We start from the raw sequence: 12,246 nt of genomic DNA, 5'->3' as shown, positions 1-12,246 counted from the left end.
ATGTCTACGTGCCATAATCTGTGAATTTCCTCCTGCATCCATTATCGGATGCGAAACTCACACAGTCACCGGACTCCTACCCGGGGACCCAACCATACCCTGCGCAATGTCGGCGACTTTGCTGAAGCTGTGTCGATTCTCGAATCAATGCCCCATGCTGGAACTGACGAGGGTGCACGCCAAGCTTTCCTTGCTTTGGCGCTGCACGACGACGGCCGTTACGGTGATTCGCTGCGGGTGGCGCTAGGAGCCCTCATCCCCACTCTGGACGGATATAAACGAGCCCTCACCGACTATGCGGCGCAACTCCCGAGCACTTTCGCTTCACCCTGAATCGGGGTGCTTCGGCGAAGGATCGGTTCGTGGGACTTGAACGCTCGGGACCCGAGTTCAACCATCCGAGTGGGTTGGCAGGAAACTATGATGCCAAGAATTCTTCTTGTATATGAATCTTGTCAGTGGGTTCGAGACGCGGGAATGCCGTCATTGCGCGTTTGCTGCGCCCCATACATACGACGCAGATACCCTGATCGGGTGACTGACCGAACGACCCAATCCCAATAGGTAACGCCGGGTTCAAGTCGAAGTTGCATCCATAAAGCGCCAGCATACAAGGCCTCGGCAATGATCAACCCGAGGGGCAGCATTAAGCCTTCAACAAGCAGAACCTGGCCCCGGAAGACGAGAACGGCAGCGGCAGCGCCACTAAGAATGAGACAACTTATCACGGGCGCCCACTTCACTTTGGGTACACGCGCCGAAGCTAAAACCACCCCAAGACACGCCCCGACAATTGCGATTCCAATCAGCATCATGAATCCCCCTCGATTTGTATTATTGCCATTATCGTCCTATCGGCGCCTTGGACCGAGCCGTTGCTGGTTGTTAGCCAACCGAACGGAAGCAAGGCCGATTCGATTGCTCCGAAGAAGCGTCGCGGTAGGGGTGGCGTATTCCAGCGGTCCCTCAACGCGACAGTAGATCCTGCTTTTGGCTACATCCGTTCTTGACCCCGTTCACGCCAGTAATCTTTCCTTTGCTTCCTTACGGCACGAACTAGGAATACCACCATCGACCCCACGACGACGGTTTGAACAGCAAGAACTACCCACTCCCACGCACCGCTCCTCAAAGCTGGTATCCACGGGGGTACAACTAACACAACAAGAACCAGTAGCAGAAACACCAGTCCTGCCCACTGCTGCTGCTGGGAACGTATCCCTGAGTCCTCGTCAGGTCTATTTGGAACGATACGGATCCAAGACTCCCCCGCCTTCCGCACCACTCTTCTGTCTTGATTACGCCAAATCACGAATGCGATTATCAGCAGAACTACGAAAATTGGAATCAAAATGGCGAATAATTCGGTTGCACCAGTATTCATAGTCGGCACATACGCAGCGCCACGCAAGAAGTCATGCCTGAGATCGTACTCCATCAACTGAGCATTTGTGCCTGACAGTAGGCCGTCCCTCACCGCCACCGGAGTCAACAGAACGACAGGATCCGAATTAGTCCCAACGCCCACTGGCAGAGTGACACTGGCTTTTTCGGATTGGACCACGATGAATGAAATATGTTCAGTGTGCCGATTCTTGTAGATCAGCGATTGGCATCACCGGGGTTATGAGAAGGAATTACCTGTGACTGATTCGTACTCTCCACCGGCCGGCCCGGTAGTTATCGCAGGCCGCGTTGGATTTCACTGAGCGCGGTGGTCTGGTCGCGGAAAGCCGTGCGCCCTCTACTGGTCAACCGAAACACGGTCTGAGGCTTCTTCGCGAGGAATGATTTTTGGGCCTCCAGGTAACCCGCTCTTCAGCTTCATTGGAACCGGCCGGCCCAAGGACCTGGTTGGCATTCCCTCCGCCTACCCCTAACCAGAGGGCAGCGAATCCTTCGACCAGGTTGAAGTGCCGTGGACGCACGGTGCGGATGTTCGCCCGGCCAATAAGGAACACGACGATCAACATGATAAAACCAGTAACAATTATGATGCTGCTGGCCCGGGCCCCTGAATCGCTCCATGCGGTGTAGCAAACCGATCCCCCACCGCGACATCTACCACGCGCATGCTGACGTGTGATTGCTCTGTTGTTTGACCAATAACGCAAGCATTTGGTCATCGTTATTGGCGGGACTCTTCCCGAATGGGCCTCAAATGGTCGGGAAGACCTGTGGATGTCATCGATGGGAATTCACAGTTGAAGGTGCCGCTATAACCGAAAAGGAATCCGAAGCGGGGGTTGCGAACCTGCATCCTGACGGTGAAGACCTGGCGAATCTCGTCATACGCCTCGTGAAGCTCTGCTGTGCCGGTGAGTGACGCCGGAAAGGTGAACCCGAAGATGCCCTCGTAAAAGCGTTGTGTTCCAGAGGTGAGATATAGCGAACCATCTGTAAGGACTTTGAGGTCTAATCCCGTCGCAAGATGTTGGTGGGTGCCAAGGTAGTCGATGATTCGTCCCTGTTCCGGACTGTAGATCATCGTTGCGTCAAAACGGCGTATTCTTCGGGGACTCATTCTAAGAGTCCTCACGAACGTTACGGTCTCCCGCCCGAGACCATCGATGTAAGGGTAGTTCTCAATGGTGAAAGGAACGTTCGTTCCTCTGTCCGGGAAAAGAATGTTGCGAAAGGCGCCCAAGCGCAGAAAAGGAACCGTCCACCATGCACCGCGTTTCACTTCGCCGAAGGTGCCGGAACCGATACAGGCGTAGCCGAAGTCCACGCCGACACCGAAACGCTTCTGCAGCATTGGATGCAGCCGCTGGAAGTCCTCTCCCAAAGCCTCCCTAAAAATGGAAGTCATGCTCTGTTTTCCTTCATATGTCCTTGCTTCGAAGGTACGCCTAATGGAGTTGGCAGCGTTACAAGTGTGGGTGGTGCAGATGCCGCCTCTTTCACTAGTGGGCGTCTGAGGCATCTTCGGGCTCGAGGCACCGTTCGGTGAGCCGGAAGTAAAGTGACAGCAGCAATTGCTGCCGAAGAGAATGCAAGATGGAATATGCGGTGCCGGCAGGGCTGAAACAGAGCGCGCCTCAAAGAAGTGGTTGCGCCGATAAGGGCGGCTGTTCGGGCGACTCCGTCGAGAATCCATCTAGTTCGTGCCGTTGCCGGATCCTGCCCAGTTTCTGCCCAGAGACGGAGCCTGTCGAAGCTCACCGCCGTCGCCCATCCAAGAGCTGGACGGATGAACCCGGAGTCCAATAGTCGGCCGACTAATCCCATTCCCGGATCATAGGTGTATCCAGTGATAAACCTGGTGCCGCGATCAGTCGGAATATAGCGCCAGTAGCCTGAGCCCTTCCTGATGGGCGATAAGGGGTTCGCGGTGGAGAACTTCAGTACCGAAGTTGCCTGCCCGTCTGCCCGGAAACGGTGTCCTAAGGAAACACCCATCCCCGCGATCGTGTAGAACGGAAGATTGAACGCATAGCGGAAATGTGTGACCTCTTGATCGTCTGTGCCAACCGGAACAATGCTAGAAAATCGCAGATCCCACCGGGGATGCTGTTCAGGGTTTTGGCTAAGATCCCATACTTCCTCAAGAGATGCGCCTATTAGGGTCTCGACATAAATCTGCTTCCGACCTGCGGCAGCTACCTTCTTATTCCCCATTGCCCCCATCTCGGTAGCTTACTGGGCCGCTCATACTCTTCGGATCTATGGGTCTGGAGCGCCGTACCCCTCACGATGATCCCGTTTCCCATACGGCCCATTTTCGGAGCCCGTAGCCGATCCCTTACCGCACCGCGCTCAACATCTTGGGGCGGCTGGCAGGTTTAGGTAGCAGGATTTGCATCTGTCGAATAGCGACGTCCCTGGCCGCACCTTGTTCCGACTTCCCAGCTGAAGCAAATTGCCCCGTTCTCGTATGAGCCCTGCAGCTCGGTGGCAAGTGCCCATGCTTCTTCCTGTGTCTCGAACACGCCGAGAACGGTATTGTCAGGAGTTTCGTCCTGACAGACAATCCAAACTGTTCGGCCCATGCTGCAATCCTAAAGGCCCAAGCATCTCGTATGCCCATGCTCCTACGAGACGAAATGATGAGCTCGGAAGGGCCAATCAGAAGGAAATTCCGCGCTAGGCAAGAGTGAATTGGCTCTAACCGAAAAGACTGTTTGTAGCCTTTATGGGAGGACAGCGACGAATAATGCGTTGAATGGAAGACGTCCCGGCCCGCGTGTCGGGCCGGGACATCTACTGTCGTGGTTCGGTTTATGGTTGTTCGTTCACCATCTCGGCGTAGCGGAACATGAATGCTGCCATTGCGTCGCGGTTCACCGGGTCGAGCGCGCGGTAGGTCTTTTGTCCGTCAGGTTCGGTCCAGCCGGTGCTGATGCCGGTGGATGCGAGCCAGGCGATGGCTTCGAAGTGTTCCTGTTCGACGCTGACGTCGGCAAAGGGTGACTGCGTTTGCGGATCGGTGTCTGGTTCGCCAGCGAACCGGTAGAGGAACGCGGCCATGGCGTCGCGGGCGATGGGGCTGAGCGGGCGGAATGCTTTATCGCCGTTTCCATTTGTCCATCCGGCGCTGATTCCCATGGATTCGAGCCAGGCGATCTCCTTGTAGTACATGCTCTCGGTTGAGACATCGATAAACGGGGATTCCTTCGGTGCGTCGTAGTCCGGCGATCCTGCCAACCGGTACACGAAGGCTGCCATGGCGTCGCGGGCAATCGGGGTGACCGGGCGGTAGGTGTTGGTTCCATTCGGCCCGGTCCATCCTGTGGTTACTCCGGAGGATGCGAGCCACGAGATTTCGTCATGGAACAGCAGGCCCGTCGGCACATCGGTAAAGGATTTGGCTGGGAAATAGGTGACGGCGGGGGCTTCGCTGGTCTGGCCTGCCTGGACCGTTACTACTGCGGCATTGGACTTGAGGATCGCTCCGGAAATCCATTGCCCTGCGCGGGTGAGAGGCCGAAGATTGCTGCCCCTCGGCGGGAATGGCTCACTCAGGTACAGGCGGTAGGAACCTTCGGGCAATCCTCGAAACTCCAGCTCCGGGGTGTTTCCTAGTGCAATCTCCATTGCTACAGCGTCGGGAGAGTAGCCGCAGGGTTCCCCTGTCTGTGGACGTGCTCGAACAGGAAGTTCAGTCCGCCCGGTGGCCGGATAGGCGAAGACACAGGTCATCTCAACGTCAGCCTTCCCCTCTATGTTCAGAGCAATAGTCCCGCTTTCGGCCAGAGGCAGACTTTCGGCGGTCTCGATAGGATTGTCGATCAGGATGCTTTCGGCCGTGGTGAACGATGTGCCTCCGCCGTACCAGGTGGGGGCAATGACCAAGGACGAGTGGACCATCATGCTGAACTGGAGCTTGTACTCTCGTCCGGGCGCGAGACCTGCCAACGCGTAGCTTCCGTCAGGTTGCACCTCCGCGTAGGAGGCGTATTGCGGATAATCGGCTGTATCGTACGCGGAGACGATGAGGCGTGAATCGCCCTTGCCGGTCACCGATCCCTGGATGGTGGCTCCGGTGGCTAGGTCGAGGTCAACGCCCGTTGTTGGTCCATTACCGACGCTCACGAGTTCCGCATCCGACACAGCGAACGCGTCACCGTAGTACTCAGAAACGAGGTTCCCAAACGCGTCGCTGACATGAACAGTGTATTGGCCGGGGCGCAGCCCCTGGACGGTGAACGATCCATCGTCATCTTGGGGCATTGCGTGGCCGTAAAAATAGGAATCCTCTTCGACAACCGAGATATTGATTCCCACGAGACTGCTGCCGGCCGGGGCGGTAATTGTGCCGGAAATGCTGCCGCCTGTATTGGCTGCGACCGACGGTAGCCCTGTTCCCAAAGCCACAGCGGTGGCGACTAGGCCGACAAGGGCGGTGCGCCACCTAGATACGGACCCCATCTGCGATTGCGTTCGTAATGCCTTCTTCATGCCCAATTGGGGTCCCCTCCATAGATGCGAAGCATCAGCCCATCCTCGAACTGTGCGGCGAGACTAGCGCCAAGACAGTGGAATACGTCTTAGCGGTCTTGAAATTATTCTCGACGCTATTCCGTCCTTTGTTAGCCAACGATGCCGAATCTTCACCAACGATGCCGAATCTTTATGCAGGATCAAAGCACCACAACGCCGAAGTACCGTGCATTTCTCTTACTCAACTTTTCGTGGAAGTTCGAATTCGTCAGAATGAATCGTTCAGGAGTGGGCTGGAGCAAATCTGGCGACAAGAATCGCAACGTTGAACTAGAAAGTACCTCGAAGTGCCGTCCAATAAAGTCCATGCCGGGTTTTCGCAGGGTGCTGCACTGTCGTGGCTAAAGGTTCGCAAATGAATCTCACTGCGCATCATGCAGCGATCCGCACAGTTTTGCGAGATCTAGTGCCGCGGTGGGGGATCCCTCTATGGATCGTCGGATGATCCGCGACGCTAGGCAAGGTTGAAGTTGCGCCAAAACCGATAGCGGGGAACGTGAGCCATCTGCCAGGACGACCGAGCATTTTAGTGACCGACGGAGTGAGCCATTGTGGTTGAGATGTGGGATCGGTTGAACGTTCCTCAGCGGTTGGTAGCGCAGGCTGCAGCGGTTGCTATGTTGTGGATCCTCACCTATTGGTCGTTGTTCCTGTGGTTCGTGTGGCTTGGGGGGGACTGCGCGTGGCGATTTCTGGTATTCCACTGGTCGGGATTGGGAGTACGTAGGTCTGGCCGTGACGGTTATCGTCTTGAGTCGATGCTTTGCCCTAATGCTCAACAGGGGCCTTGTCATTGGATCCATGTCTTTGTCGTTGTTCTTCGCTTTCGACGCTTCGACGCGAGGGGATGTGACCGGCACTTCGCTTGTTGGCATACCCGTCGTAGCAGTTGTAGCACTCCTGTTCATCGCGGTAGCCCTCGTGGGCTCCACCTATCGATTCCGGCTTGCCACCGAGGAGGGCGATGACGAGCTTGTGGGTCCTGAGTTGACTCGACCGTAAATGGGCAGGAAGTCAGACCCCTGAGCCGGACCGCCAGCTCGTGACTGCGCATGAACGAAGCATCCGCTCAAAAACCGTGCTACGGGACGGGTTGTAGCCAAGTCGGCCATATTCAGGAAGGATTCAACAGAAATGCGCAGTCTCTAACAAGCCCATCGTGCACGTAATCATCACGCTCCTATAAGAGAAAAATGGAATGTTGCCGCTGAGGGCGATCGTTTATTGCATGGCGTGAGGTGTACGCGATGCAGCACCTGTGCGCCGGTCCGACACAGATCGGTTTCACCCCTCAGTGCATCGGGGTAGGTGCTTGCTGCAGGAGGTCGAGGGAGACGTCCCAGAGTTGCCGCGCGCTGGTGTGGTCCAGCGCGTAGTGCCGGACCCCGTAAATCCCGTCCTTAATCGCAGGAACCACATCGGCTTCCCTGCAGTCCTCCAGATATCGTCCTCCGATGCCGTCCAGCAAAGGGGAGGTTGCAGCGAAGACCGAGGTTGCGGCGCCCTGCTCGGGTGTCTTAATGGTCAGGCCCGTAGCTGCGACGTGCTTCTTCGTTGTAGCCAGGACCTCCGGATCCCAGTGGCGCTGCAGGTTGGTCCAGATCCCGCCGGGCATGACGGCGTTCGCGGTGATCCCGTCGCCTGCCCATCGCCTTGTTGCCTCGACGGCGAAGAGCACGTTCGCTGTTTTCGATTGTCCGTAGGCCTGACTGGCGTCGTACGGTCTTCGTTCGAAGAACAGGTCTTCGTAGATGATGTCGGACATGCCGTGTCCGCTGGAACTCACCGAGACGATCCTGGCGTTACCGGCGGCTGCTAGCGCACTGTGCAGTCGGTGTGCGAGGGCGAAGTGGCCGAGATGGTTGGTGGCGAATTGCAACTCCCACCCGGGCCCTGTCCGCGATTGCGGAGTCATCATAACGCCAGCATTGTTGATCAGCACGTGCAGCGGAGCCGACCACGTGTTCGCGAACCGATTGACCGAGTCGATGTCAGCGAGATCGAGGGGCGCGACGTGGACGACAGCACCGGGGTGGGTCTGGGTGATCTCCATCGCGACACGCTGTCCGGCGTTGATGTCGCGGACCGCGAGGGTCACGTCCGCGCCGGCATGGGCGAGTGCCCGAGCGGTTTCGATGCCGATCCCCGAAGCGCCTCCGGTGACGATCGCGGTGCGGCCGGACAGATCGATACCCTCGACGACCTCCCGGGCGGTATTCGTTGCAGTGAACGGTGAATCGATACGTACCATGGAGAGAGTCCTGTCATGGTGCCCATAGTTGTTTCTGGTTGTTTGGTCTCAAGCCGGCCGCGTGGAGAGAATTCCCCCGTCGATCGCCAGGATGCTTCCGTGCATCATGTGGGAGGCGTCGGAGGCAAGGAAGAGTACTCCCTGCGCGATGTCCTCGGGTTGTACCACCACGCCCGCCGGTGTCACGGCCGTCATGGCATCGAGGATCGGGCGGGCTGCCTCGTTACCCGGGGTCAGCGTCACTCCCGGGGAGATCGTATTGACACGCACACCGCTGGGACCGAATTCGGCGGCCCATGACCTGGTGAGTTGCTCGACGGCCGCCTTCGTCGCCGTATACATGGCCGCGAAAGGGTTACCGACCGACGCCATCCACGAACCGACGTTGACAACCACGCCCACCCCATTCTCGGCCATGGCCGGAAGGATTAATGACGCAAGAACGTGAGGCGCCCGCACGTTGACGGCGAGCATGGCATCGAGCTCACCGTCGGTAAGCTCCGCGGTCGTCGTCGCAGGATAGATCCCCGCGTTGTTGACGAGGATGTCGATGCGTCCTCCGAGCAGATCGGTGGCTTCGATGGCGAACTGTCGCAGGTCCCCGTGGTCGGCGGCCAGATCGACGCCAAGAAACCGTGCCTGGCCTCCCTCTTCCCGGATCTGGGTTAGGACCGTCTGTCCGCGAGTTTTGTCACGTCCGCTCACCAGGACCTCCGCGCCAGCCGCCGCCAAGGTAGAGGCGATGGCGGCCCCGATGCCGCTCGTGGAACCGGTAACGAGCGCAGTCCGGCCCTCAAGGGACCGGGCGCTGATGGATGGGTTAATCGATGTCAATGGCATGAATCATTTCTACATCCGGGCCGGACACGGGAACCAGATCACAGTCAACCCGGGCATGACAGGACCACGCAGAGCAGTACGCGAGACCCTACAGTGAGGACATGGCAGCTGATCGAACGCACCTCGGATTGTTCCTGCGCTCCCGCCGCGACAGCCTGACCCCGCAGACGTCGGTATGCGGGCCTTCCCCGGGCCGCGCCGTGTGCCCGGACTACGCAAGGAGGAACTAGCGGTCTTGGCCGGCGTGAGTTCCGACTACTACAGCCGCATGGAACAAGGACGGCAGGCGAATGTCTCCCGAAGCGTCCTCGACGCCCTGGCTAAGGCGCTGCGCCTGACGGAAGTAGAGCGGCAGCACCTTCACACACTGGCCAGTCCCTCACCGCGGCGCCGTTCCCCAATCGCCGTCGAGCAGCACGCTGACCCGGGGTTGCTCCGGATGATGACCGTCATCGATCATGTGCCGGCGCTCATTCTCGCCAGCCGGGGAGAAGTGCTGGCGACCAATGCGCTCCTCGCCGCCGTCCTCGGTGACGTACGACCCGGCTCATCCCTGATGCGCTACCTGTTCTTCGAACCCCTCGCCCGGGAACGCATCGTGAACTGGGAGCATTTCGCCGCCTCCTCAATCTCTGCTCTCCGCGGTGAGCTCGGCCGCCACCCCGACGATCACCGGCTGATCGCGTTAATCGATGAACTCAGATCGCGGGACCTCGACGCCGCACGATGGTGGGAGGACCACAGCGTCCAGGATTATGCATCCGCCGCAAAGCAGATCCTCCACCCCGATGTGGGGACATTGTCCTTCGACATCGAGACCATGACGTCGACACGCAACGCCGATCAGGTCCTTATCGTGTATACGGCGCAACCCGATTCGGACACCACACGGAAACTACCCTTCCTCGCCAGCTGGAGCATGGCCAACACCACGACCACCTGATTCAAGGCGCCGTCGAGCATTCACCCATAACTCATGGACCTCCCAAATCCGAGACCCACACTTCGCACGAGCATGCGAGCCGAGCTTCCTGTCGCACAGACCAGGGATTCGAGCCGATCAGGGAGCCCCTTCTGATCTTCATGGCGATCAAACAAATCAGGAAACTTCGCTACGAGTATCGCTACTCCCCTAAGGATCTATAGCTCTCCAGCTAGAGGAGACTTCTGGCCCCGTAGCACGGTTTTTGAGCGGATGCTTCGTTCATGCGCAGTCACGAGCTGGCGGTCCGGCTCAGGGGTCTGACTTCCTGCCCATTTACGGTCGAGTCAACTCAGGACCCACAAGCTCGTCATCGCCCTCCTCGGTGGCAAGCCGGAATCGATAGGTGGAGCCCACGAGGGCTACCGCGATGAACAGGAGTGCTACAACTGCTACGACGGGTATGCCAACAAGCGAAGTGCCGGTCACATTGGTTGGGCCCCCGATAGCAGTCCAGCGTCTATGCGATAGCTAATTGGTTTTCTTGCGTCCAGTTTTCCCAGTAGCGGTTGGGCGTCATGCCGTTCAGGGATCCGTGGGGCCGTTCATGATTGTAGATAGCTTTCCATTCCTCGGCCAAATACTTCGCTTCGGCCATGCTGTCCATGATTTCTCCGGAGAGTTGTTCCCTTCTGAATTGGGCGTTGAAGGATTCGATGAAGCCGTTCTGCCAGGGTGATCCCGGGTCGATGAAGGCGGTGTCGACCCCGGCGGTGTTGCACCAGCTGACCAGTGCCTCAGCGGTGAACTCGGGCCCGTTGTCGCACCTGACGTAGGCCGGGGCGGTGCCGGTTTCGGCGATGATGTTCTCCAGCACCGCGACCACGTCGGCGGCCTTGAACGACCGTCTGGGAATGATGGCCAGCGCGGTGCGGGTGTATTCGTCGATGACGTTGAAGAACCGGATGTGCCGGCCGCAGGAGGTCACATCCGACTGGAAATCAAAGCTGACCACATGCATCGGATACTCCGCCCTGAGCCGTTTCTGCTCCCCGGCACCGGGCCCGGTCCGGCGCTTCTTCCGCGCCCTGGGTTTACAGACGAGGCCTTCGTCGCGCCAGAGCCGGCGCACTCGCTTCCGGTTCAGCGCCACGCCGCCCCACTCGGGCAGGGCCAACAGGTGCCAGCGGGCTTTCCGCCAGCCCCATGCAGGGTGCTTCACGGCCACGGCGCGCAGCTCCGTTCGGAGTTGCGCCTCCTCGCAGCCCATGTCGGATTTCTTCTTGCGGAACGCGGACCGGTTCTGGCCCAGGAGCGCGCAGGCGAAGCGTTCGGAAGCCCCGAACTTCTCCACCGCCATGCGCACGGCACGGCGGCGGGGTTCGGGGCTCAGAATTTTCCCCGCGCCACCTCGCTCAGAATGTCATTGGCGAGGATCTGATCGGCCAGCAGGCGCTTGAGCCGGGCGTTTTCCTTCTCCAATTCCTTGGTCCGTTTGGATGACTCGGCGGTCTTCTCGGACCCGTACTGGTTCAGCCAGCGATACCAGGTCGCCTCAGTGACCTGGAGCTCCTTGATGACCTCGACCATCGGGCGTCCGTCGTTGAGCATCTTCTGGCCCTGCCGGACCTTAGCGATGACCTGCTCGGGGGTGTGTCTGCGTGCCATGATTCGTGAATTTCCTCCTGTGTCCATTCTCGGACACGAAACTCACACAAACACTGGACTTCTACCTGGGGACCCAACCAACATCCCCTCGCGTCGAAGCGTCGAAAGCGAAGAACAACGACAAAGACATGGATCCAATGACAAGGCCCCTGTTGAGCATTAGGGCAAAGCATCGACTCAAGACGATAACCGTCACGGCCAGACCTACGTACTCCCAATCCCGACCAGTGGAATACCAGAAATCGCCACGCGCAGTCCCCCCCAAGCCACACGAACCACAGGAACAACGACCAATAGGTGAGGATCCACAACATAGCAACCGCTGCAGCCTGCGCTACCAACCGCTGAGGAACGTTCAACCGATCCCACATCTCAACCACAATGGCTCACTCCGTCGGTCACTAAAATGCTCGGTTGTCCTGGCAGATGGCTCACGTTCCCCGCTATCGGTTTTGGCGCAACTTCAACCTTGCCTAGCGTCGCGGATCATCCGACGATCCATAGAGGGATCCCCGGCCGCACCGGGTGTGTCAATAATTCGGTGTAACTAGTTGTGTTGTGGGTTAGCGTCCGACGCTGAGTCGGCCGTTGAAGGTGATGTCGAAGGCGTTAAGAGCAGCCT

At 58.4% G+C, this 12,246-nt stretch carries 10 protein-coding genes; 3 read left to right on the top strand and 7 right to left on the bottom strand.

Annotated elements, in window-relative coordinates; genetic code table 11:
• The first annotated feature begins 48 nt into the window (after positions 1 to 48).
• Entirely contained in the window at positions 49 to 333 is a 285-nt protein-coding gene (locus tag IWX64_RS15810; RefSeq protein WP_334683358.1) for a tetratricopeptide repeat protein, read from the top strand.
• A gap of 1,347 nt (positions 334 to 1,680) precedes the next feature.
• On the opposite strand, the gene IWX64_RS17375 is transcribed toward IWX64_RS15810, so the two are convergent.
• The 6 genes from IWX64_RS17375 to IWX64_RS15785 form a co-directional block, all read right to left on the bottom strand.
• A complete protein-coding gene (locus tag IWX64_RS17375; RefSeq protein ID WP_196868089.1) occupies positions 1,681 to 1,806 on the bottom strand; it encodes a transcriptional regulator in 126 nt (41 codons plus the stop codon).
• A gap of 322 nt (positions 1,807 to 2,128) precedes the next feature.
• The gene (locus IWX64_RS15800) at positions 2,129 to 2,812 is read right to left on the bottom strand and encodes a DUF4166 domain-containing protein (protein ID WP_196868087.1); all 684 of its coding nucleotides are present in this window, start codon (positions 2,810 to 2,812) and stop codon (positions 2,129 to 2,131) included.
• Entirely contained in the window at positions 2,809 to 3,621 is an 813-nt protein-coding gene (locus tag IWX64_RS17370) for an SRPBCC family protein (RefSeq protein WP_442859068.1), read from the bottom strand. Before IWX64_RS17370 ends, IWX64_RS15800 begins: the two co-directional genes overlap by 4 nt.
• Before the next feature lie 600 nt (positions 3,622 to 4,221).
• Complete coding sequence (locus tag IWX64_RS15795) at positions 4,222 to 5,871, bottom strand: carboxypeptidase regulatory-like domain-containing protein (RefSeq protein WP_334683357.1); 1,650 nt, start codon at positions 5,869 to 5,871, stop codon at positions 4,222 to 4,224.
• Between the two features lie 1,363 nt (positions 5,872 to 7,234).
• Positions 7,235 to 8,194, bottom strand: a complete 960-nt coding sequence (locus IWX64_RS15790; protein ID WP_196868085.1) for an SDR family NAD(P)-dependent oxidoreductase — start codon at positions 8,192 to 8,194, stop codon at positions 7,235 to 7,237.
• A 48-nt stretch (positions 8,195 to 8,242) separates the two neighbouring features.
• Entirely contained in the window at positions 8,243 to 9,034 is a 792-nt protein-coding gene (locus IWX64_RS15785) for an SDR family NAD(P)-dependent oxidoreductase (protein WP_196868084.1), read from the bottom strand.
• A gap of 101 nt (positions 9,035 to 9,135) precedes the next feature.
• On the opposite strand from IWX64_RS15785, the gene IWX64_RS17155 reads away from it, so the two are divergent.
• Entirely contained in the window at positions 9,136 to 9,264 is a 129-nt protein-coding gene (locus IWX64_RS17155) for a hypothetical protein (RefSeq protein ID WP_334683355.1), read from the top strand.
• A 14-nt stretch (positions 9,265 to 9,278) separates the two neighbouring features.
• A complete protein-coding gene (locus tag IWX64_RS15780) occupies positions 9,279 to 9,977 on the top strand; it encodes a helix-turn-helix transcriptional regulator (RefSeq protein WP_334683359.1) in 699 nt (232 codons plus the stop codon).
• Between the two features lie 499 nt (positions 9,978 to 10,476).
• Here the strand turns inward: IWX64_RS15780 and IWX64_RS15775 are convergent.
• Positions 10,477 to 11,624, bottom strand: a protein-coding gene (locus IWX64_RS15775; RefSeq protein ID WP_196868082.1) for an IS3 family transposase whose coding sequence is annotated in 2 segments (ribosomal slippage) — positions 10,477 to 11,360 and positions 11,360 to 11,624 — 1,149 coding nt in all. Because the reading frame shifts where the segments join, the coding sequence is not laid out codon by codon here.
• Between the last annotated feature and the right edge of the window lie 622 nt (positions 11,625 to 12,246).

Origin of the sequence: Arthrobacter sp. CAN_A212 (assembly GCF_015752345.1) — a bacterium.
Lineage (GTDB): Bacteria > Actinomycetota > Actinomycetes > Actinomycetales > Micrococcaceae > Arthrobacter_D.
The sequence above is the reverse complement of the archived record's forward strand: the minus strand, read 5'-3'. Positions and strand labels throughout refer to the sequence as shown.